This is a genomic window from Nocardia arizonensis, assembly GCF_001310275.1.
Classification (GTDB): domain Bacteria; phylum Actinomycetota; class Actinomycetes; order Mycobacteriales; family Mycobacteriaceae; genus Nocardia; species Nocardia arizonensis.
Map to the genome: position 1 here is coordinate 16,974 of NZ_LGYZ01000121.1, position 20,500 is coordinate 37,473.

Annotated in this window: 20 protein-coding genes and 1 pseudogene; 7 read left to right on the forward strand and 14 right to left on the reverse strand. The window is 69.7% G+C overall.

Annotation, left to right across the window (positions count from 1 at the left end; genetic code table 11):
- Positions 1-41: 41 nt before the first annotated feature.
- The gene (locus tag APZ21_RS27100; RefSeq protein WP_054816108.1) at positions 42-1,574 is read right to left on the reverse strand and encodes an amino acid permease; all 1,533 of its coding nucleotides are present in this window, start codon (positions 1,572-1,574) and stop codon (positions 42-44) included.
- Between the two features lie 173 nt (positions 1,575-1,747).
- On the opposite strand from APZ21_RS27100, the gene APZ21_RS27105 reads away from it, so the two are divergent.
- Positions 1,748-2,422 (forward strand): TetR/AcrR family transcriptional regulator, encoded by a 675-nt coding sequence (locus APZ21_RS27105; protein ID WP_054816109.1) that lies wholly within the window; start codon positions 1,748-1,750, stop codon positions 2,420-2,422.
- Positions 2,423-2,465: 43 nt separating this feature from the next.
- Here the strand turns inward: APZ21_RS27105 and APZ21_RS27110 are convergent, their stop codons facing one another.
- The 7 genes from APZ21_RS27110 to APZ21_RS27140 form a co-directional block, all read right to left on the reverse strand.
- Positions 2,466-3,932: a TerD family protein gene (locus APZ21_RS27110; protein ID WP_169812104.1), complete on the reverse strand. Its 1,467-nt coding sequence runs from the start codon at positions 3,930-3,932 to the stop codon at positions 2,466-2,468.
- A 78-nt stretch (positions 3,933-4,010) separates the two neighbouring features.
- A complete protein-coding gene (locus APZ21_RS27115) occupies positions 4,011-4,541 on the reverse strand; it encodes a hypothetical protein (RefSeq protein WP_054816273.1) in 531 nt (176 codons plus the stop codon).
- Between the two features lie 54 nt (positions 4,542-4,595).
- Positions 4,596-5,396 carry a family 1 encapsulin nanocompartment shell protein gene (locus tag APZ21_RS27120; RefSeq protein WP_054816111.1) on the reverse strand — a complete coding sequence of 267 codons (801 nt, stop codon included), beginning with the start codon at positions 5,394-5,396 and terminating at the stop codon, positions 4,596-4,598.
- Positions 5,393-6,433 (reverse strand): Dyp-type peroxidase, encoded by a 1,041-nt coding sequence (locus APZ21_RS27125; protein WP_054816112.1) that lies wholly within the window; start codon positions 6,431-6,433, stop codon positions 5,393-5,395. The genes APZ21_RS27120 and APZ21_RS27125 overlap by 4 nt, the downstream gene beginning before the upstream one ends.
- Positions 6,434-6,491: 58 nt before the next feature.
- Positions 6,492-6,818: a cupin domain-containing protein gene (locus tag APZ21_RS27130; protein ID WP_054816113.1), complete on the reverse strand. Its 327-nt coding sequence runs from the start codon at positions 6,816-6,818 to the stop codon at positions 6,492-6,494.
- 132 nt (positions 6,819-6,950) lie between these two features.
- Positions 6,951-7,436 (reverse strand): dihydrofolate reductase, encoded by a 486-nt coding sequence (locus APZ21_RS27135; RefSeq protein WP_054816114.1) that lies wholly within the window; start codon positions 7,434-7,436, stop codon positions 6,951-6,953.
- Positions 7,433-8,191: a thymidylate synthase gene (locus APZ21_RS27140; RefSeq protein WP_054816274.1), complete on the reverse strand. Its 759-nt coding sequence runs from the start codon at positions 8,189-8,191 to the stop codon at positions 7,433-7,435. The genes APZ21_RS27135 and APZ21_RS27140 overlap by 4 nt, the downstream gene beginning before the upstream one ends.
- Before the next feature lie 128 nt (positions 8,192-8,319).
- Here APZ21_RS27140 and cobF point away from each other — a divergent pair, with 128 nt between their 5' ends.
- Both cobF and APZ21_RS27150 read left to right on the forward strand, forming a co-directional pair.
- A complete protein-coding gene (gene cobF, locus APZ21_RS27145) occupies positions 8,320-9,057 on the forward strand; it encodes a precorrin-6A synthase (deacetylating) (RefSeq protein ID WP_054816115.1) in 738 nt (245 codons plus the stop codon).
- 61 nt (positions 9,058-9,118) lie between these two features.
- Positions 9,119-9,988 (forward strand): Fpg/Nei family DNA glycosylase, encoded by an 870-nt coding sequence (locus tag APZ21_RS27150; RefSeq protein ID WP_054816275.1) that lies wholly within the window; start codon positions 9,119-9,121, stop codon positions 9,986-9,988.
- A 4-nt stretch (positions 9,989-9,992) separates the two neighbouring features.
- Here APZ21_RS27150 and APZ21_RS27155 read toward each other — a convergent pair whose 3' ends face one another.
- From APZ21_RS27155 to pdxR, 4 genes are read right to left on the reverse strand one after another with little or no spacing between them, the layout of a single operon-like run.
- The gene (locus tag APZ21_RS27155; protein ID WP_054816116.1) at positions 9,993-11,504 is read right to left on the reverse strand and encodes a carboxylesterase/lipase family protein; all 1,512 of its coding nucleotides are present in this window, start codon (positions 11,502-11,504) and stop codon (positions 9,993-9,995) included.
- A gap of 13 nt (positions 11,505-11,517) precedes the next feature.
- Positions 11,518-12,957, reverse strand: a complete 1,440-nt coding sequence (locus tag APZ21_RS27160; RefSeq protein WP_054816117.1) for a dihydrolipoyl dehydrogenase family protein — start codon at positions 12,955-12,957, stop codon at positions 11,518-11,520.
- Positions 12,954-13,199, reverse strand: coding sequence for a DUF2630 family protein (locus APZ21_RS27165; RefSeq protein WP_054816276.1), 246 nt, complete (start codon positions 13,197-13,199; stop codon positions 12,954-12,956). Before APZ21_RS27165 ends, APZ21_RS27160 begins: the two co-directional genes overlap by 4 nt.
- A gap of 10 nt (positions 13,200-13,209) precedes the next feature.
- Positions 13,210-14,619 carry a MocR-like pyridoxine biosynthesis transcription factor PdxR gene (pdxR, locus tag APZ21_RS27170; protein WP_054816118.1) on the reverse strand — a complete coding sequence of 470 codons (1,410 nt, stop codon included), beginning with the start codon at positions 14,617-14,619 and terminating at the stop codon, positions 13,210-13,212.
- Positions 14,620-14,711: 92 nt separating this feature from the next.
- Here pdxR and APZ21_RS27175 point away from each other — a divergent pair.
- A pseudogene (locus APZ21_RS27175) lies at positions 14,712-15,374 on the forward strand (pyridoxamine 5'-phosphate oxidase family protein); the annotation flags it as partial.
- 45 nt (positions 15,375-15,419) lie between these two features.
- Here APZ21_RS27175 and APZ21_RS27180 read toward each other — a convergent pair.
- Together APZ21_RS27180 and APZ21_RS27185 are read right to left on the reverse strand one after the other, a co-directional pair.
- Complete coding sequence (locus APZ21_RS27180) at positions 15,420-16,670, reverse strand: hypothetical protein (RefSeq protein WP_239476831.1); 1,251 nt, start codon at positions 16,668-16,670, stop codon at positions 15,420-15,422.
- Between the two features lie 5 nt (positions 16,671-16,675).
- On the reverse strand, positions 16,676-17,431 hold the full coding sequence (locus tag APZ21_RS27185) for a crotonase/enoyl-CoA hydratase family protein (protein ID WP_054816119.1): 756 nt from the start codon (positions 17,429-17,431) through the stop codon (positions 16,676-16,678).
- Between the two features lie 145 nt (positions 17,432-17,576).
- On the opposite strand from APZ21_RS27185, the gene APZ21_RS27190 reads away from it, so the two are divergent.
- From APZ21_RS27190 to APZ21_RS27200, 3 genes are all read left to right on the forward strand, one after another.
- Entirely contained in the window at positions 17,577-18,215 is a 639-nt protein-coding gene (locus tag APZ21_RS27190; protein WP_054816120.1) for a TetR/AcrR family transcriptional regulator, read from the forward strand.
- Complete coding sequence (locus tag APZ21_RS27195) at positions 18,202-19,824, forward strand: acyl-CoA dehydrogenase family protein (protein ID WP_054816121.1); 1,623 nt, start codon at positions 18,202-18,204, stop codon at positions 19,822-19,824. The genes APZ21_RS27190 and APZ21_RS27195 overlap by 14 nt, the downstream gene beginning before the upstream one ends.
- Positions 19,825-19,941: 117 nt before the next feature.
- Positions 19,942-20,499, forward strand: coding sequence for a potassium channel family protein (locus tag APZ21_RS27200; RefSeq protein WP_054816122.1), 558 nt, complete (start codon positions 19,942-19,944; stop codon positions 20,497-20,499).
- Position 20,500 lies beyond the last annotated feature (1 nt).

A 20,500-nucleotide genomic window follows, 5' to 3' on the forward strand; every position in this document is an offset into this window, starting at 1 on the left:
CGGGTGGCGGGCGGTCCCGTGCCCGCCACCCGTCGGCCGGATCACGCGGTCGCGACCGCGGTCTCCGGCGTCTCGGCGCGGGACGGTCCGACGACGACCAACCGGTGCACGGTCAGTCCGACCGCGACCACCAGCGCGACGAACAGCGGTGCGGCCCACAGCATCCACCAGCCGCCGCCATTGGGGATGTAGACCTCGGCGCGCGGCCAGGCCAGATTGATCACCATCGCGACGCCCCACAGCACGGCCACGGCATTGACGGGAATACCGAAGCGGCCAAGCGAGAACAGCGAAGGATCGCGTTCGTCGTCCCACCCCTTGACCCGGCGGAGCAGCAGCGGCACGGTGACCAGCAGATAGGCCAGATACAGCGTGACGATGCAGACGCCGGCCAATGTCGCGAAGATGGCGGCATTGCCGAGGTTCAGCACCAGCAGCCCGATGCCGAGCGCGCCGATCACCACCGCGGGCCAGACGGGCGTGCCGTAGCGCGGGTGCACCGCCGCCAACTGCTTGGCGAAGGGGAGTTTGCCGTCGCGCGCCATCGAGAACATCAGCCGCGATCCCGCGGTCTGGATTGCGAGGGTGCACACCGTGACGGCGACCGCGACGCAGCCGAGCAGGATCTTGCCGGGCACGGTGTCGAGTTTGGCGGTCAGCACGTAGGCCAGGCCCTCGGTCGCCAGCGACCCGTCGTCCAGGCTCGGAGCGGCCATGAGCGCGCCGAGCAGCATGAGTCCGCCGCCGAGCGCCGAGACCGACAGCGCGGTCAGGATGGTGCGTGGCGCGACCCGGCGCGGATTCTTCGTCTCCTCGGACAGTTCACCGGCGGAGTCGAAGCCGACCATGACATAGGCGGCCATGAGTCCCGAGACGAGGAACGCCGACCAGTACGGGCCGGGGGCGGCGTGCTCGGTCTGTAACACGACGCCGGGTCCGCGTTCGGTATCGATGAAGAACAGCGCGACGATGGCCGCGACGCCGACGATCTCGACGGTGACGCCGACGGAGTTGATGCGCGCCATGAGGTCGATGCCGATGACATTGATCGCGGTGGTGACCACGAGCAGGATGCTGCCGAGCAGTACGGCATTGGTCGCGCCCGAGGGCGAGGTCAGCGCGCTGTCCTCGCCGACCAGCTGGAAACCGCCCCAGATCGAGGGCAGGACCACTTGCAGCGCGATGGCGGCAGCGGCGGCGGTGACGATCTGCGCGATCACCATCATCCAGCCCGCGAACCAGCCGACGATCTCGCCGCCGAGCCGCCGCGACCACTGGTAGATACAGCCGGAGATCGGGTAGCGGGCGGCGAGTTCGGCGAAGTTCAGGGCGACCAGCAACTGTCCGGCGAAGACGATGGGCCAGGTCCAGAAGAAGGCGGCGCCGCCGAAGGAATAGCCGAGTCCGAAGAACTGGAAGATCGTGGTCAGGATCGAGACGAACGAGAAGCCCGCCGCGAACGAGGCGTAGCGTCCGAGTTTGCGATGCAGAACCGGCTGGTAGCCAAAGCTTTCGAGGTCCGCGCTGTCGCGGCCGAGCTCGGGTGGTGCGGGCGGGGAAACTGTCGTGGCCATGGGCGGGTCCTTCGGCGAGCGGCCAATACCTATCGAATGACAGTTTTGCGTCCGCGATCGCGGATTCGGTGACCTGCGTGTATCGCTTGTGGCAACGCCGGTAACTTCTGTGTTGCCTTGATTTCTATCAAGTGACAGAAATCTCTCACCGACCGCGATGGAAGAATGGTGACGTGGCAAATCCTGGCCCCGGCCGTCCCCGACTGGAACAGCGAACCCGTCGCGGGCACACCCCCCGCGCGGAAATCCTCGACGCGGCGGGAGAGTTGTTCACCACCAACGGCTACGCCAACACCTCGACCCGCGCCGTGGCCGACGCCGTCGGCATCCGGCAGGCATCGCTGTACCACCACTTCGCCGCCAAGGACGACATCCTCGACGCGCTGCTGGCCGAGACCATCACCGCGCCACTGGAGTTGGCCGCGCGACTCGACGGACTCACCGAACCCGCGCAGGTCCGCCTCTACGCGCTGGCCCGCTTCGACGTGCGCCAACTCTGTGCCGCGCGCTGGAATCTCGGCGCGCTGTACCTGCTGCCCGAGGTGCGCACCGAACGCTTCGCGCCCTTCCGGCTACGGCGCGACGAATTGCGCCGCCACTACGAGACATTCGCCGCGCGGATCGTCGCCGACGCCGGACCCGACGGCATCCCCGGCGCCGAAGTGCTGCCCTTCCGCCTGGTGGAGACGGTGATCAGCATGCGCTCCGACGAGGGCGCGGCCCCGGCCTACGCCGAACGCACCATTCCCGACACCGCCCTGCGCATGCTCGGCTGGACCGGTGACCTCGACTCGGTGCGGGACGCGGCCGCCGAATTGCTCGCCCGACAGGCCGCGCCGCTCGGCTGAGTGGATCCGTGTGCCGCGGCTGCGGGGCTATCGGGAGACCTGCCTAGTCCTTGCCGCGACCGGCCTTGAAACCGAAGTTCCAGTTGTAGCGCTGGGCGATCTCCATGACGCCCGCGCCGGGACGTCCGGCGGGCGGCCGGATGAACGTGCCCTCGCGGCGGACCACCAGTTCACCGTTGATGTTCTCGATATGGGCCAGCACCGCGTCGCGCGAATCGTCCACGCATCCGTCGAGGGTCATCTCGATCGGCGTCGCGTTCAGCGGATACAGCGTGACCGTCGCCTGCACGCCGCGGAAGTCGTTGGCGCCCTCGTAGATCGAGGTGAACACGAGGATGCGCCGGAAGTGCGCGGTGAAATCCAGGTTGATGTCCAGGTTCTCGCCCGCGGCGCTCGCGCCCGTGCGGTCGTCCTGGTCGAGCCGGATGAACGGCGGTTGGTGCAGATCGCCGAAGGAGCGGTCCAGCGCGCGCACCGAGCCGATGCGTCCGTCGGACAATTCGAAGAAGCAGCTCAGATCCAGGTCAAGGCCGCTGCCGCGCTTGCGGCCGAACAGACCGCCACCGCGACTGGACTGCTGACCGGTCCAGTTCAGGTTGACCCGCATGATGCCGCCGGTCGCGCCCGTCTTGGTCAGCGAGACCGACGGCGCTTCCTTCGTCAGCGATATCTTGCTGAGATTGACCGGCGCGCCGCCGGTCGGCGCGGGCTGGCCGGACTGCTGGGGCGGCGGCGCGTATTGCTGTTGCTGAGGCGGCGGAGGCGGCGCGTACTGCTGTTCCGGCGGGGGCGCGTACCCCTGCTGCGGAGGCGGCGCGTATTGCTGTTGCGGAGGCGGCGCGTACTGCTGGTGCGGAGGCGGCGCGAACTGCTGTTCCGGCGGCGCGTACTGCGGCGGCGGAGGCGGCGCGTACTGCGGGTGCGGCGGCGGGGGAGGAGCGAAGCCCTGCTGGGCCGGGGGCGCGTCCTGCTGTTGCGCGGGCGGCGCGGCGGGCGCGTCATCGACGGAGATGCCGAAATCGGTGGCCAGGCCGGCCAGCCCCGACGCGTAACCCTGGCCGACCGCGCGGAACTTCCACGCACCCTGACGTCGGTACAACTCGCCGAGGACGAAGGCGGTCTCGGTGCTCGCCCCGGTGCTGTCGAACCGCGCGACCTCCGCGCCATTGTTCGCGTCGAGCACCCGGACGTAGAGCCCCTGGAACTGACCGAAGGTGCCGTCGTCGGAGGAGGCCGCGATGACCACCGTCTCGATCTGCGGTTCCAGCTGAGCCAGATTCACCGACAGATTGTCGAGAACTGTCGGACCCTGCTGCTTACCCTCGTGACGCACCGCACCCGAGGGATGCTGGGGCTGGTTGTAGAACACGAAGTCGGCGTCGGATCTGACCTTGCCACCGACGAGCAACAGGGCGGAGGCATCCGCGTCGGGAACTCCCGGACCCGATTGCCACCCCAGTTCGATGCGGACCGCGGACATCGGCACCGGCACATTGGCGCCCTTCATCATCGACACAGAAGCCAAAGTATAGGAACATCGCGCCGCGCGTCATCCGCGCCCCCGCGATCTCCGGGCATTCGCGGCGGCTCAGCGCGCCGGCGGGGCGATCTGCCAGTGCTCGCTCAGCGCCCCCGCGATCTCGGGCAGCACGGTGACCGGAACACGCTTGCGCCGCAGAAACTCCCGTATCTCGGTCACCTGTTCGCGTTTGCGCAGGTCGTATGCGCCCGCCACCGGCCCGCTGACCGGCGGTATGGACAGCAGCACCAATTCGCCGTGCCGTTCCCGCCCGCCCGTCAAGTCCAGCGCCAGCGACCAGCGGGCCTGCTCGTCGAGTGCGAACCGGCCCGCCACCACCCGATCCCAGGCGATACTCGTCTGCGACCAAGGGGTGCGCCGGTAGATCGCGTTCTCGGTGAGTACCACCGCGTCGCGGCCGAACAGTGCCACCAGCACCGCGACTCCCGCGACCGCGCCGGCGAGCAAACCGGTCACGATCCGGTTGAACCCGAACCCGACCGTGATCGCCGCGCAGACTCCCGCGGTCACCGCCGTACCGAGCGCGCCGTAGAGCGCCATTCGTCCGCCGGGTACGACACCCGCGCGCACCATCGTCATCTCGCCTCCCGCGTCCAGCGGGCTCACCGTACCGCGCGTCCCGGTGGCGTCGGCTCAGGCTTCCAGTGCGACGGCCGCCTCGGCGGTGTAGACGAGGAATTGCAGACTCTGCTGGAAGTACAGGTCGACCGTCTCGGTGTTGTGCGCGAGGTAGCCGATCGAGACGTCCTGACCGATCCGTAGGTCGAAGTCGCCGCCGCGGGTGGTGAGTACGAAGGCGCCGTCGATGGCGGGCGCCCAGACGATCTCGCCGTCGGGAATCAGCCGCTCGATATGGGTGCGAATCGGGTGACCGTGATCGGAGGTCTCGCTGACCGCGGTGTACAGGTCGGCGCTGAGCAGCACCGAATACGGTCCGTCCACCCCCGCCAGCCGCAGGGCCGACAGAGCCTGGGCCAGCGCCTCGGGGACCAGTTTCGGATCCTCGGGCAGTCTGACCGGTGCGTTGGAGGAACTGGCCCGCACGCCGGTGATCCCCGCGGCGGCGTAGCCCTCGAAGATCGCGCGGTCCTCGGCGAAGGCGATCTTGCGCGCCGCGTCCTTCACCGCGTCCAGATCGGTGTCGTTGGCCCCGCGTTCGACATTGTCGAGCTCCTCGCGCGAGAGCGAGAACGGCACGCGCAGCTCCACCAGCGGCGCGACCACGCGCTGCCGGGCCTGCACACCCTGATCGGGCGCGGCGATCGGGGTGGTGCGGCCGAGCCCGACCGCGGAGTACGCGGCGCCGTGCGGGCCGGACAGATCCACCACGCGGCGACCGGCGATATGCCGCTTGAAGGTGCGGGTCGCCTCCTCCTCGATCGCCGCCCAGGCTTCCTCGGTGATCGGCGCGAGTTCGCGATAGAGGTTGTTCATTGCCTACTCCTTTTCAGGGTGCCGATGCCGAGTGAACCGGCGTCGCCGTCGCGGGGGCCGCGCGCGCCGACGACGGACTCTTCGACCGCGGCGGTGGCGGTCCCGACACCGGGCGGCTCGGGCAGATCGTCGAAGAAGTCGGCGGGCGGTGTGAAGAACAGGGTGCCGGTGACCGCGACGGAGAAATCCAGGATGCGGTCGTATGCGGCCGCGTCGGTGCCGACGAACATGCGCGAGAGCATGGTCTCGGTGACGCTCGGTGTGGCCGCGTAGGCGATGTAGTAGGTGCCGAACTCGCCGTCGCGCACGCTGCCGAACGGCATGTTGGCGCGCACGATCTGGCGTTCGTTGCCGTCCGGGTCGATGACGGTGTTCACCGCGACGTGGGAGTTCGCGGGCTTGTCCGCGTCGGAGAGTTCGAAATCGTCCAATTTCGTGCGGCCGATGACACGTTCCTGTTCCTCGACCGACAGCGCCCGCCAATCGGCCATGGCGTGCAGGTACTTCTGCACGACGACGTAACTGCCACCGGCGAATTGGGGGTCTTCGTCGCCGATCAGCGTCGCCGTCGCGGCCGCGGCACCCTCGGGATTCTCGGTACCGTCGACGAAGCCGAGCAGATCGCGCTGTTCGAAATAGCGGAAGCCGACGGTCTGGTCGACGATGGTGACCGCGTCCGCGAGCCGATCGCCGATCGTCATCGCCAATTCGAAACAGACGTCCTGGAATTCGGATTTGATGTGGAACAGCAGATCGCCCGGGGTCGACGGCGCGCTGTGGTGCGCGCCGGCGAATTCGGGCAGCACATGCAGTTCGGCCGGACGCGGGCCGCTGAACAGCCGGTCCCAGGCGTCACTGCCGATCGAGGTGTTGCACACCAGGCCCGCGCCTGGCATGCGGAACCCGACCGAGCGCCGCAGGCCGGGCAGGTCGGCGAGCAGGTCACGCACCGTCTGCTCGCCTCCCTCGTCGATGGTGGCGACGAGGAAGATGGCGGCGGGCGTGAGCGGTTCGAGGATCGGCTGCGGCTCACCCATGATCGACAGCCTAGAGGTTGCCCGCGACACCGCCGCGCGGACGCCGCGATCGGAGCGCCTATTTCGCGACCGTCAGCAGAAAGGCGACGTCGTCGATGGCCTTGACGCTGTGACGCGCTTTCGGGACGACCAGCAGATCGCCCGCCGAACCCTTCCACTCGTTGGTACCACTGATCAGGGTGAGTGTGCCGCTTATCACCAGGAGCGTCGCATCGCCCGCGTTGTCGTGTTCGGCCAGACTCTGACCGGCCGCCAGACCGACGACGGTCTGGCGTAGGGCGTGCGCGTGGCCGCCGAACAGGGTTTGCGAACTCCGTCCGCTGGTGGCGCTTGCGGCCAGCTTCAACTGTTGACGAGCGACCGCAGTCAGCGATTTCTTGTCCATTGATCGCCTTTCGGATCACATCCGCCGGCACAGGGCTGGGGGCGCCGGCTGATATTCACCGAGTATGCCCGACCCGCGTAACGCTCGGACGGGTTTGGCCCGCCCGCCTCGTCGACGGCGTGTTGTCGGCGATCACCGGGTGTAGCGGAGTACGCGATAGCGCAGACCGGTGCGCGAGGTCGACCACGGGCGATCCGTTTCGACCCGCCAGTCCTCGCCGATTTCCGGGGCGTACGCATCGCCCTCGACCTCGACATCTATTTCGGTCACCCGCAGCTCGGTCGCGAAATCCATTGCGGCCCGGTAGATCTCGCCGCCGCCGGTGATCCAGGCGGGGTCCGTGCCGGTGCGGTCGAGCGCCGCCGACAGCGAGTCCGCGCGCTCGGCGCCCTCGGCCTCCCATTTCTCGTCGCGGGTCACGACGATATTGCGGCGGCCCGCCAGCGGGCGAAATCTCGGTTGCAGCGAATCCCACGTTCGTCGGCCCATGATGACCGGATGCCCCATGGTCACCTCCTTGAAATAGGCCATGTCCTCCGGCACCCGCCACGGAATCGCATTGCGGTATCCGATAACTCCCTTGTGCGCCTGTGCCCAGATGACCCCGACGTGCTTCATATGGCGACCGGGGCTTTTATCGCCGGGTGGTGGAGGTAATCGACGACTTCGATATCGCCGTAGCCGTAGTCGAACAGGCTCGGCGCTCGGCGCAGTGCCAAGGTGGGGAACGGGTACGGGTCGCGGCCGAGTTGTTCGGTGACCTGGTCTACGTGATTGTCGTAGATATGGCAGTCCCCGCCGGTCCAGATGAATTCACCCGGTTCGAGATCGGTCTGCTGGGCCACCATCGCGGTGAGCAGCGCGTAGCTGGCGATATTGAACGGCACGCCGAGAAAGAGGTCGGCGCTGCGCTGATAGAGCTGGCAGGAGAGTCTGCCGTCGGCGACGTAGAACTGAAAGAAGGCATGGCATGGCGCGAGCGCCATCTTGTCCAGGTCGGCGACATTCCACGCCGAGACCAGGATGCGGCGCGAAGACGGATCGGTGCGAAGGGTCTGCAATACCGCGCTGATCTGATCGATATACGTGCCGTCCGGGGCGGGCCAAGAGCGCCATTGGACGCCGTATACCGGACCGAGTTCACCGTCCGCGTCGGCCCATTCGTCCCAGATGGTGACACCGTGGTCACGCAGCCACCCGACATTCGAATCCCCGCGCAGGAACCACAACAATTCGTAGACGATCGATTTGAGGTGCACCCGCTTGGTCGTGATCAGCGGGAAACCCGCCGACAGGTCGTATCGCAGTTGGTGGCCGAATACGCTGCGAGTGCCGGTGCCGGTGCGATCGGACTTCGCGGCGCCGGTCCGCATCACCAGACGCAGCAGATCCTCGTACTGCGTGTCTGTGTTGGCGGCGGTCACACCTCGGGATGTCGGCACATCTCGCGAGCTTAGTGCGAGCTTGGTGAGATGGCGCCGATGGGTGCAAGCTGTCGGCCATGCGCGAGCTGTATGTGATCGGTATCGGCGCCGGCGATCCCGACCAGGTGACGATGCAGGCGGTGAAGGCCATGCGCCGGGTCGATGTGTTCTTCGTCGTCGGCAAGGGCGAGGCGAAGCGGGAACTGGTCGACGTGCGCGCCGCTATATTGGGCGAACACCTCGACCGGCCCTATCGCGTCGTCGAGATCACGGACCCGCCGCGCGACTGGGCGCCCGGCGACTACCGCGGCGTCGTGGAGGACTGGCACGAACGGCGTTCGGCCCTGCTGGAATCGGCCTTCGCCGCGGTCGAGGGGGTCGGCGGCATCCTGGTCTGGGGCGACCCCTCGCTCTACGACAGCACCCTGCGCATGGTCGAGCGCGTGCTGGCCCGCGGCGCGATCGAATTCGACTACGAGGTGATTCCGGGGATCACCAGCGCGCAGGCGCTCGCCGCTCGGCACCGCATGGTGCTGCACGACATCGGCGAACCCGTGCACATCACCACCGGGCGCAGATTGCGCGAGGACGGGCTGGGCGAATCCGCGTTGGTCATGCTCGACGGTGACTGTTCCTTCACCGAGGTGCCCGGCGCCGATATCCACATCTGGTGGGGCGCCTACCTGGGAATGCCCGACGAGGTGCTGATCGAGGGGCCGCTGCGCGAGGTGGAGGACGATATCGTCGCGACCCGGTCCCGGCTGCGTGCGGCCAAGGGCTGGATCATGGATATCTACCTGCTCAGGCGCGGGTGAGAGCCCGGGTCGGGCTTGTTCGGCAGGCCGATTGTCGGTGGTCGCGGGTAGCCTGACCATCGTGCCCGAACTACCCGAAGTGGAGGCGTTGGCCCAGTTCCTGCGGGAACACGCGGTCGGCGCGGTGGTCGGGCGTATCGATGTGGGGGCGCTGAGCGCGGTCAAGACCTTCGATCCGCCGGTCACGGCGCTGTCGGGACGCGATGTCACCGGCGCGGGCCGCTGGGGGAAATTCCTGGGGATGGATTGCGGCGGGCTGTGGATGATCACCCACCTCTCGCGCGGGGGCTGGCTGCGCTGGATCGATGAGCCGAGCCCCACGCCCCCCAAGCCGGGCGGTAAGAGTCCGCTGGCGCTGCGGGTGCGCTTCTTCACCCCCGAGGGCGCGACACCCGCCATCGACCTCACCGAGGCGGGCACCAAGAAGCGGCTCGCGGTCTACGTCGTGGACGATCCCGAACTGGTGCCGGGAATCGCCAAACTCGGCCCCGACGCGCTCGACGTCACCGAGGAGCGGTTCATCGAGATAATGCGCGGCACCTCCCAGCGCATCAAGACCGCCATCGTCGACCAGAGCCTCATCGCCGGAATCGGCAATGCCTACTCCGACGAGATCCTGCACATGGCCAAGGTCTCGCCGTTCGCCAATACGGCCACCATGTCCGAGGCGAAGACGGCCGAACTCTACGAGTCCATGCGCGCGGTACTCACCGATGCGGTGGCCCGCTCGGTCGGCCAGGACGCGGCCCGGCTCAAGGGCGAGAAGCGTTCCGGTATGCGGGTGCACGCGCGCACCGGCATGCCGTGTCCGGTGTGCGGTGACACCGTCCGCGAGGTGTCCTACGCCGAGCGGTCCTTCCAGTACTGCCCGACCTGCCAGACCGGCGGCAAGGTGCTCGCCGACCGGCGCATGTCCCGGCTGCTGAAATAGTCGCTCAGGTCAGGCTCGGCATGCGGATGCGCTGCCAGGCCAGCCGGGCCTCCCGATCGGGATCGATCTCGAGCCGCGTCGGGCTGTCGATGACGAGGGTGCTCCTGCGGGCCTCGGTGTAGGCGGGCCAGGACGGCAACGGCGTTCCGGTACGGGCGAATTCGAGCCAGTTGTCCTGGAACTGCCTGGTCACCGTCGCAAGTCCGCGTCGGCCGCCCGCCGCGGTGAGCGCGCGGCCGAAGGCCGAATCGCCCGCGCCGAAGACCGGGATGAGGTCGGTGGCGTGGGTCGCGCCGACGCCGGCGAGATGAAGGGCGCGCGGGGCGAAGTCGTAGCGGTAGGCGTAGGTGGGCGCGTGGCGGCTGTGCCCTTCCATCACGGTGACCGAGGGCCGCCAGAAGACGTAGTCGCCGCCCGCGCGGATCGCCGCCCGCGGCGCCGGGAAGCCCGGATAGGCGGCCAGCACCCGTTCGGTGGCCTCCTCGCCGAATTCGGCCAGCGCGGCGCGCAGCCGATCAGGACGGGTGGGCAGTTTGTCGGCGAATCTGGCGAACAGCGCGCCCTCGTCGCGGCACGTGCCGATGATGAGCGGTACCCGCTGGGCCGTGCCCGCGGTGATCGCGTCGATCGGCGACCGCGGCAGGTACTCGCCGTCGACCACGGGGGCCGCCGGGAACAGACCGGGGCGTTCGTCGAGCACCGTGCCGATGGCCTTGGCGACCGCCCTGCGGATCTCGTGTGCCGAGGCGTCCGACAGCGCGTGCGCGGCGGTCTCGGCGGTGGCCCCGAGTGCGCTCACGCAGCGACGGGCGAACAGGCGCGCGTCGTCGGCGGTCATCGACCAGTCCGCCGGTGCGCTCTGGGCGATGGCGCGGTGGAACAGACCCCGCGCGTCCGGGGTCGCCATCAGTGACAGCACCGCGTGCGCGCCCGCGGATTCGCCGAAGATCGTGACATTGTCCGGATCTCCGCCGAAGGCGGCGATGTTCTCGCGCACCCACCGCAGGGCGGCGACCTGGTCGCGCAGCCCGAGATTCCCGTCGAAGGGCCGCTCGGGCGTGCCGAATTCGCTGAAGTCGACATAGCCGAAGGCGCCGAGCCGGTAGTTCATCGACACCACGACGACATCGCCGCGCAGGGCCAGTCGCGAACCCGAGTACAGCCCGAGCGCCGAGGTGCCCATGACGTAGCCGCCGCCGTGGATGAACACCATCACCGGACGCGGCGTGCCGGACCGTTCCGCCGGCGCGGTGACATTGAGTGTCAGACAGTCCTCGCTGGTCGGCTGGAACTGTCTCGGCCCGATGCGCGCGCCGCCGCGGTGCTGAACCGAGGCGAAGCGGAAGGCCGTGGCCTCGCGCACACCGCTCCACGGCCGGACCGGCTGCGGGGCTCGAAATCGCATGTCGCCGACGGGTGCAGCGGCATAGGGCAGGGAACGCCAGCGAAGAACGCGGCGGCCCCGGTGACCGCGGACGACTCCGTCGGCGGTCGTGATGTCGGTCATTGCCACCATCCGTCGATGGTACTCAGCCGCGCCGTGCCTCCAACAGACGCAACCAGAATTCACTGATCGTCGGATAGGCGGGCACCGCGTGCCACAGGGTGTCCAGTGGAACCCGGCCCACAACGGCGATGGTGGCGGCGTGCAGCTGTTCGCCGACGTCCGGGCCGACGAAGGTCGCGCCGAGCAATGTCTCGGTGGCGGTGTCGACGACCAGTGCGGCACGTCCGGCGTAGTCGTCGCGCGCCAGCGCCGAACCGGCCACCGCGATATCGAGTTCCACCGTCTCCACGGCGTGACCCGCGCGGCGCGCGGCGGCCTCGCTGAGCCCGACGGCGGCGACCTCGGGATCGGTGAAGATCACCTGCGGCACCTGTGCGTGGTCGGCCGACGCCGTGAATCGCCGACCTTCCAGCGGCAGCCCCCGCGCCCGCGCCGCGATGACATCGCCGCAGATCCGCGCCTGGTATTTGCCCATATGCGTGAGCAGCGCGCGGTGGTTGACATCGCCGACCGCGTAAAGCCACGCACCGTCGACTCCGCGAACGGTCAGCGCGTCGTCGACCTCGACGTATCCGGGCGGCAGGCCGACCGACGCGAGACCGAGTCCGTCGGTCGCGGGTGTGCGTCCGGCGGCGACCACGATCTCGTCGGCCTCCAGCGTGCCCGCGTGCGCACCCCGCACCTCGACGGTCACCGGGCCGCCGTGTATCCGGCCCTCGCCGGTGTCCTTCGCGTCGACCCGAGTGACCGATGCCGGTTCCGAATCGAACAGGACGCGCACACCGGCCGCGCTCAGTCCGGCGGCCACCCGCTCGCCCGCGAACGGTTCAACCGAGGCGAGTAGGCGCGATCCGCGCACCAGCATGGTTACCCGCGCGCCGAGCGCATTGAGCCAGGTCGCGGACTCGCACGCCACCACGCCGCCGCCGATGATCACCACGCGGCCGGGCACATCGTGCAGATTGGTGGCGTCGCGCGAGATCCACGGCAGCGCCGCGCGCAGGCCGGGGACATCGGGTACGGCCGCGCGGGTTCCGGTCGCCAGCACTACGGCGTGGCGGGCGCGCAGGGTGCGCCCGCCGACCTCGACCAGGCGCTCGCCCGCAAGACGCCCGTCGCCGCGAATGATCTCGATGCGATTGTCGCGGGCCCATCGGACCTGCGAACTGTCGTCGTGATCGTGCACGAATTCGTCGCGGCGGCGCAACACCGCGGCAACGTCGAGCGGTGCGGCGGTGATTCCGGGCATGGCGCGGGCCGCGGCCAGTACGTGGCCCGGGCGCAGCAGCGCCTTGCTCGGTATGCAGGCCCAGTAGGAGCATTCGCCGCCGACCAGTTCCCGTTCGACGATGGCGGCGGTGCGCGCGCTGTTCGCGATGGCGTAGGCGGCCGCGTTCTCACCCGCGGGCCCACCGCCGATCACGATCACGTCGAATTCGGCGGCGGGGACCGTCGAGGTCACTGCAAGTAGCCCTCGACCTGGCGCGGCGAGCTGACCTGCGCGTCCTCCGGTGAGGACCCGGCGTCGATGCGGGCCCGCCGCTGCCGCAGCAGATCCCAGCACTGGTCGAGCATGACCTCCAATTCCGCCAGCCGCTGCCGTTCGGTCACCGGGTCGACCTCGCCCGAGGTCGCCTTGGACCGCAGGGCGTGCTCGTCGTCGACCAGTTGCTTGATGCGTGCCAGGATGTCCTGTTCGGTCATGCGGACCATGCTACGACCGCGACCCGCGCGCGGCACCGCCGTCGGCGCTGGCCAGGCAGTTCGCGGCCAGCGTCGCCGCGACCGCCAAATCGTCGTGGTCGAGCGCGGCGTAGCCGATCGCGACGCCGAAGCTGTGCCGACGGTGACCGGCCGCGCCCAGATGGTGGCGGCTCAAGCCGTCGAGGGCGAGACTCACGTCGTGACCCGCGGCGACCGCGCGCTCCTCGGCCGCCTCGGACGCGAGCGGGACGACGACGTGTGACCCGGCCGCGTCGCCGACGACCTCGAGACCCCGTTCGCGCAGCGCGCCGACCACCAGTTCCCGGCGCGGGGGGAGTATGCGACGCAGTCTGCGCAGATGGCGGGCCAGATCGCCCGCGCGGGCGAATTCGAGCAACACCGCCTGCCCGGCCGGACTCGCTCCGGTGCCGGTGCGATCCCGGTGGGCCAGCACCGCGTCGGCGATCCGGGGCGCCGCGACCAGCCAGCCGACGCCGAGCGCGGGGGACAGGATCTTGCTCGTGGTGCCGAGGTGCACGACGACGTCGGGAGCCATCGCGGCGAGCAAGGGCAAAGGAGCCTTGTCATAACGTAATTCGCCATCGTAGTCGTCCTCGATGACGAGCATGCCCGCACGTCTGGCGAATTCGACCAGCTCGACGCGGCGGGACGCGGGCATGCGCGCGCCGAGCGGGAACTGGTGGGCCGGAGTGCAATACACCGCGGCGAGGTCGGGTGGGAGCAGGTCGACGCGGAGTCCGTCGGCGTCGACCGGGATCGGGCGCACTTCGATACCCGCCGCGCGCAGGGCGCCCGCGGCGCGCTGGTAGCCCGGATCCTCGATGGCGACGAGGTCGCCGGGACGCAGCAGCGCGGCCGCGAGTTCGCCCACGGCGGAGCTGGTTCCGGCGGTCGCGAGTACGACGGTGTCACTGCCCGCGCCGAGTCCGCGGTGGCGCAGCAGGTGTTCGGCGACAGCGGTGCGGAACTCCGGCTCGCCCGCGCGGTTCTTGCGGGTCAGCGGTGCGGGATCGGCGGCCGCGCGCCAGGCCCGACGCCACGCGGCCCGATCTATTGCCGCCACGCACGGCGCGCCGGGGAACAGGTCGTAGTGGTCGGCTCGCTCCGCGGTGACGCGGGGGTCGTCGCCGCGTGCGGCGGCGGTCGTCGGCGCCGTGGTCAGGTAGGTGCCCGCGCCGCGCTTGCCGGTGATCCAGCCCTCGGCGTGGAGTTGGTCATAGGCGGCGGCGACCACCGTGCGGCTGACCCCGAGCCGCTGGGCGAGGGCACGGGTGGAGGGCAGCCGGTCACGGGCGCGCAGGACTCCGCCCGCCGCCGCCGCGCGCAGACCGTCGGCGATCTGCACCGACAGCGGTTCGGCGCGGGCGCGGTCGACCGTGAGGGGAAGGTCGTCGAACATGTGCGTCTCGGTTCCGCGGAGTGGAATTGGACCGTGAGAATACCGTCGAATTGGCACTTCGACGATGCCACTTTCGGCCCGATCCTGGATACATGACCACGAGCACCGGCCATCGTCTCCCGCTGTCGCCCACTCCTAGAACCACGCTGAACCGCGGTAAGGAACGCGGTCGCACCGATCGGTCCGAACTGGACGCGGTACTCGACGCCGGACTCGTCTGCCATCTCGGTGTGGTGCTCGGCGGGTCCCCCGTCGTACTGCCCACCGCGTACGGCCGCGACGGTGACACCCTCTACCTGCACGGGTCCACCGGCGCGGGAAATCTCCGTGCCGCGCCGGCCGGTGATATCTCGGTCGCGGTCACGCTGGTCGACGGTGTCGTCTATGCCCGTTCCGCCATGCACTTCTCGATGAACTACCGCTCGGCGGTGGTTCGGGGCCGCGCCGTCGAGGTCACCGATCAGGCCGAACGCGTGCACGGGCTGCGCGTCATCGTGGAACACGCCGCTCCCGGCTCCTGGGATCGGGTGCGCCCGCCGAACAAGAAGGAAATGGCGGCCACCGCGGTGCTGTCCCTCGACCTCACCGAAGCGTCGGTCAAGGTCCGTACCGGAGGCCCCAAGGACGACGCGGACGATATCGCCGCTGGCGGCGTCTGGGCGGGGGTCGTGCCGCTGCGCCAGGTCTGGGACACGCCCGTACCGTCCGACGACCTGGAGCCCGAGGTCGCGGTTCCATCCGATGTGCGCGACAGAGCGCTGAACTCGGCGACCCGGTCCGAAGGGGCCGACCGCTTCGGGCTACCAGAATTCGAGCGGAACACCGATGGGCGACGTCACCTCGGAGACCAGTTTCCGCAGCGTCGCGGGGGTGGGGATGCGGCCGGGGTCGAGGGCGACCAGTGAAAGCGCGTAGTTGTCGCCACTGCGGCACAGGTATCCCGACAGACGGGTGCGCGGGAGGGTCGTGAGTCCGGGGTGGATGGCGCGGGCGGCGACTCCGGTGCGCCGGTGCGGGCCTAGTGCGGTCAGGGTATCGGGCAGCGCTCCGATATTGGAGCACAGGATGTCCCGTTCGCCCGCCCCGGCGGCGAGTACGGCCGACCAGCGGTCGGGCAGCACCTGGAGTATCTGTTCCGGCATACCGCCGGGCGCGGTCATGCGGTGCTCGTAGGCGGTACGGGCCTTCTCGCGAATGCTCGCGGGAGTGTCGGCGCGGGTGAGCGCGGTCTGGGTCATGGCAAGGTCGTTGTCCACGCGGGGTTCGTCGCGGGTGTCGACGGGCAGACTCGCCTCGATGGTCGGCTCGGGGAATCCCGCGGCCCACAGGATCGACGCGACGAGCCAGATGAACAGGCTGTTGGAGGTGCCACCCAAGGCCGCGGCCGCGCCGTCGCATTCACGCACTGGGAACTGGACCACGATCCCGACGGGCGGGCCGGACGCGGCGGGGCGACGCGGTGGGGCGGCCGGACGCGGTGGAATCCCCCGCGGCAGCGCGCGTGCGACGCCGTGCAGGACCATCGCCCACTGGCCTCCGGCGTCGGCCCAATCCGATCCGGCGGTCAGCGCGACGGCGTGGCGATCCGGTTCGGCCCGTAGCGCTTCATCGATCGCGATGACCAGCGCGCGCCCGTCGGCGAGGGCGTGCGAACAGGTCAGACTCACGGCCGAACCGCCGTCGTCGAGTGGGACCGCCGCGAGTCGCCAGCCGGGGCCGAATTCGGGATCGAGGTCATCGCCGCAAGTGTCGGCCCAGGTCAGCAGGGCGGAAGCGGGGATGGGCCGGTCCTCGACGGTGAGCGGATGGGCGCGGATCGTGCGTCGCCAGCGCGGCCGCGCCCCCGGCACCGAGGGGCGGATCACCCGGCGACCAAGCGGCCCGGTGCGCAACGCGGCGTGCACCTGTTCGAGCAGGCGGCGATCTACGCGGTCGGCCGTGCGCCAGAGTCCTTGCAGGACAATGGGTGTGCCGTATCCGCGATGGGTGCGCAGGAATATCTCGTCGACCACAGTCAGCCGCTCGGGCGCGGCTGTCCGACTGTCGCGCACCGTATTCAGCTACCGTGGCGGCCCGCGCCCGCCGCGAAACGCTGCGCGCCCTCGAGAGCGCCGTCGGCGAGCGCGGTCATACCGTGGCGCAGCTCGTTGGCGATGGCGGCGCGTTCGTCCATACCGTCCTGTTCGAGCAGTGACATCCGGTCGCCGCGCAGACAGGTCTGCGGCAGCGCGGCCAACTGCGCGGCCAGCTCCTCCGCGGCCCGGCGCGAATCACCGTTGCGCACAACGCGATTCACCAAGCCCATCTGCAATGCCTCGGGCGCTCCGACCGCGCGGCCGGTGAGGATGAGATCCATCGCCCGCCCGTGCCCGATGATGCGCGGCAACCGCACCGTACCGCCGTCGATGAGCGGAACACCCCAGCGGCGGCAGAACACCCCGAAGGTGCTGTCCTGTTCGGCGATCCGCAGATCGCACCACAGGGCCAGCTCGAGACCGCCCGCCACCGCGTAGCCCGACACCGCCGCGATCACCGGTTTGCTCAGCGTCATCCTGGTCGGCCCCATCGGCCCGTCCCCGGTCTCGGTGACCTGATTCGACCGTTCGGTGCCGAGTGCCTTGAGGTCCGCCCCGGCGCAGAAGGTGCCGCCCTCGCCCCACAGCACCGCGGCGGCGGCGTTCGGGTCCTCCTCGAAGGCGCGGAACGCGTCGGCGAGCGCGGCCGCGGTCGGCCCGTCGACGGCGTTGCGGGCCTCGGGGCGGGACAGGATCACCGTGGTGACGGGTCCGTATCGTTGCACTCGCACGGACATGCCTGCTCCTCGTCGACGCTCGACTCGGGTCGCCGCGCAACGCGCCGACCTGCGATTATCCCCGCGCGGACCGCGGGGTGCCGCGCCTAACCTTACGACGCCCGGCCCCTTGTGTGAAGAAGTGAATACGTGCTTCACTTCTTTCATGGCGTACCGCAGGACACCGGCCGTCCAGGCCAGGCTCGACGCGCAGGCCACCCAGATCGTGCAGGCCGCGACCCGGGTGCTGTCGCGCTACGGATTCGCCGGCCTGTCGATGGCGGCCGTCGCGCGCGAGACCGGCGTCGCCACCGGCACCGTCTACAAGCACTACGACGGCAAGTCCGCACTGGTCACCGCCGTATTCCGCGCGGTGGTGGCCCGCGAGGTGGCCGCCGTATCGGCCGCCGCGGCGGCGGGCAGCGCGGTCGAGCGGGTCACCGCGGCGGTGGAGACCTTCGCGGGCCGCGCGCTGAAGAATCCGAAACTGGCCTATGTGCTGCTCGCCGAACCGGTCGACGCGGCCGTCGACGCCGAGCGGCTGCGCTTCCGCCTCGCCTTCGCCGAGAGTTTCGAATCGGCGGTGGCGGAAGGGGTTTCGCGCGGCGAACTGCCCGCCCAGGATCCGCGGACCAGCGCCGCCGCACTCGTCGGCGCGATCGGCGAGGTGCTCGTCGGCCCGCTGGCCGCCGCGCCGCACGGCGAATCGGTCATACCCGAACTCATCTCGTTCGCCCTGCGCGCGCTCGGTGCGCGCGCGGGCGCGGCTGTGCAGAAAGCAGGACAGTCCAATGCAGACGCATGAAGTGTTCAATCAGGTCCCGGATATCACGCCGTTCGACACCTCGCGCAATCCGGCGCTGATCGAGGGCCTGCACCGCGAGGGCGCGGGCTGGGCCGAGGACGAGGTGCGGGCGCTGGGCGCGCGGGCGGGTTCGGCCGAGGCACAGGAGTGGGGGCGGCTGGCCAACGAGTATCCGCCGGTGCTGCGCACCCACGATCGCTACGGCAACCGGGTGGACGAGGTCGAATTCCACCCGTCCTGGCACGAGTTGATGCGCGTCGCGGTCGCCGACGGACTGCACGGGTCGCCGTGGCTGGACGAGCGCCCCGGCGCGCACACCGCCCGTGCCGCCAAGTTCGCCACCTGGGGATTCGCGGATGCGGGCCATATGTGCCCGATCTCGATGACCTACGCGGTGATCCCGGCCCTGCGGCATGGTCCCGAACTCGCCGCCGCCTACGAACCGCTGCTCGGCAGTCGCGTATACGACTTCGGCCTGCGCGAACCCTCCACCAAGGCGGGACTGATCGCGGGCATGTCCATGACCGAGAAGCAGGGCGGCTCCGATGTGCGCGCCAACACCACCCGCGCCACCCCGCGGCCCGACGGCAGCTACCGCGTCGTCGGGCACAAGTGGTTCACCTCGGCCCCCATGTCGGACATGTTCCTGACCCTGGCCCAGGCACCGGGCGGACTCTCGTGCTTCCTGCTGCCCCGGGTCCTGCCGGACGGCACCCGCAATCCGATCCGCATCCAGCGGCTCAAGGACAAACTCGGCAACAAGTCCAACGCCTCCTCGGAAATCGAATACGAGAACGCGACCGGCTGGCTGGTCGGCGCGGAGGGCGCGGGCGTCAAGACCATCATCGAGATGGTCAATATGACTCGCCTCGACTGCGTCATCGGCTCGGCAACCGGTATGCGCGCGGGCGCGGTGTACGCCGTGCACCACGCCCGGCACCGGGAAGCCTTCGGCGCCAAGCTGATCGACCAGCCCGCCATGCGCAATGTGCTGGCCGACCTGGTCATCGAATCCGACGCGGCGACCACGGTCATGATGCGCCTCGCGGGCGCCACCGATCGGGCCTCGGGCGATCCCGCCGAGGCCGCGCTGCGCCGCATCGCCCTGGCGGTCACCAAGTACTGGGTCTGCAAGCGTGCTCCCTCGCACGCCGCGGAGGCGCTGGAATGCTTCGGCGGCAACGGCTACGCCGAGGAGTCCGGTATGCCCCGGCTCTACCGGGAGGCTCCGCTCATGTCCATCTGGGAGGGCTCGGGCAATGTCGCGGCACTGGACGCCCTGCGCGCGATGGGTCGCCAACCCGAGACCGTCGAGGCGTACTTCGACGAGGTCATGCTCGCCAAGGGCGAGAACCCCCGGCTCGACGACGCCATCGCCCAGGTCGGCAAGGAGCTGGTCGACCTCGCCGATATCGAATACCGCGCCCGCCGCGTGGTCGAACTCATGGCCCTCGTGTTGCAGGGCGCGCAGTTGGTCCGCCACGGCCACCCCGCCATCGCCGACGCCTTCTGCGCCTCCCGACTCGGCGACGATTGGGGCATCGCCTTCGGCACCCTTCCCACCGGCGTCGACACCGGCGCGATCGTGGAACGCGCCTTCGTCGCCTAGGGCGTGCGCCAACGCGGCCCCGGACCGTGTCACCACCGCCCGGTCCGAACGGCCGCACGCCGGTTTCCCCGGCGCGTGCGCCCCGGCGACGGCACGGGACGGGGCCATCATGGACGGATGAAGCAGTCTCGGCGAACGTCCGGCCGCATCCGCGTCATGCGCAATGTGCTGGCCGTCGTCTGCGCTCTGCTCGTGTTCTACGGCGGCCCGCTGGACTGGAACGCGGGCGAGGCATGGTTCCACCGGACACTCGGCCTCGTCGCCTTCGTGGCCGGTCTCGCGGGACTCGTGTGGATCGTCGGCAGGCATCTGCGCCGATTCCTGCGAGATCCGCAGGCCACCGGCGGACGGATCGAGGGCATCCTGCTGCTGCTGTCGGTGGTGGCGATGTTCTTCGCCATGTACTACTACCGACTCGCGGTGGGCTATACCGATCAGTTCGACGGACTCGTCACCCGCACCGACGCGCTCTACTACACGATCGTCACCCTCGGCACCGTCGGCTACGGCGATATACACGCCACCGGTCAGGCGGCGCGCATCGCCACCATGATCCAGATCGTGTTCGACCTGGTGGTGATCGGCACGCTGCTCGCCGTCCTCAGCGGCAACGTCACCCGCAGGCTGGAGGCCGCCGCGCGCGCGAACGACCGCACCGCGGGCGAGCGAGCGTGAC

Excerpts from the sequence above, each read along its gene's own strand:
- APZ21_RS27100 (WP_054816108.1), bottom strand. The coding sequence starts at position 1,574 with ATGGCCACGACAGTTTCCCCGCCCGCACCACCCGAGCTCGGCCGCGAC.
- APZ21_RS27110 (WP_169812104.1), bottom strand. The coding sequence starts at position 3,932 with ATGATGAAGGGCGCCAATGTGCCGGTGCCGATGTCCGCGGTCCGCATC.
- APZ21_RS27115 (WP_054816273.1), bottom strand. The coding sequence starts at position 4,541 with ATGACGATGGTGCGCGCGGGTGTCGTACCCGGCGGACGAATGGCGCTC.
- APZ21_RS27120 (WP_054816111.1), bottom strand. The coding sequence starts at position 5,396 with ATGAACAACCTCTATCGCGAACTCGCGCCGATCACCGAGGAAGCCTGG.
- APZ21_RS27125 (WP_054816112.1), bottom strand. The coding sequence starts at position 6,433 with ATGGGTGAGCCGCAGCCGATCCTCGAACCGCTCACGCCCGCCGCCATC.
- APZ21_RS27130 (WP_054816113.1), bottom strand. The coding sequence starts at position 6,818 with ATGGACAAGAAATCGCTGACTGCGGTCGCTCGTCAACAGTTGAAGCTG.
- APZ21_RS27135 (WP_054816114.1), bottom strand. The coding sequence starts at position 7,436 with ATGAAGCACGTCGGGGTCATCTGGGCACAGGCGCACAAGGGAGTTATC.
- APZ21_RS27140 (WP_054816274.1), bottom strand. The coding sequence starts at position 8,191 with ATGCGGACCGGCGCCGCGAAGTCCGATCGCACCGGCACCGGCACTCGC.
- cobF (WP_054816115.1), top strand. The coding sequence starts at position 8,320 with ATGCGCGAGCTGTATGTGATCGGTATCGGCGCCGGCGATCCCGACCAG.
- APZ21_RS27155 (WP_054816116.1), bottom strand. The coding sequence starts at position 11,504 with ATGGTGGCAATGACCGACATCACGACCGCCGACGGAGTCGTCCGCGGT.
- APZ21_RS27165 (WP_054816276.1), bottom strand. The coding sequence starts at position 13,199 with ATGACCGAACAGGACATCCTGGCACGCATCAAGCAACTGGTCGACGAC.
- pdxR (WP_054816118.1), bottom strand. The coding sequence starts at position 14,619 with ATGTTCGACGACCTTCCCCTCACGGTCGACCGCGCCCGCGCCGAACCG.
- APZ21_RS27185 (WP_054816119.1), bottom strand. The coding sequence starts at position 17,431 with ATGTCCGTGCGAGTGCAACGATACGGACCCGTCACCACGGTGATCCTG.
- APZ21_RS27190 (WP_054816120.1), top strand. The coding sequence starts at position 17,577 with ATGGCGTACCGCAGGACACCGGCCGTCCAGGCCAGGCTCGACGCGCAG.
- APZ21_RS27195 (WP_054816121.1), top strand. The coding sequence starts at position 18,202 with ATGCAGACGCATGAAGTGTTCAATCAGGTCCCGGATATCACGCCGTTC.
- APZ21_RS27200 (WP_054816122.1), top strand. The coding sequence starts at position 19,942 with ATGAAGCAGTCTCGGCGAACGTCCGGCCGCATCCGCGTCATGCGCAAT.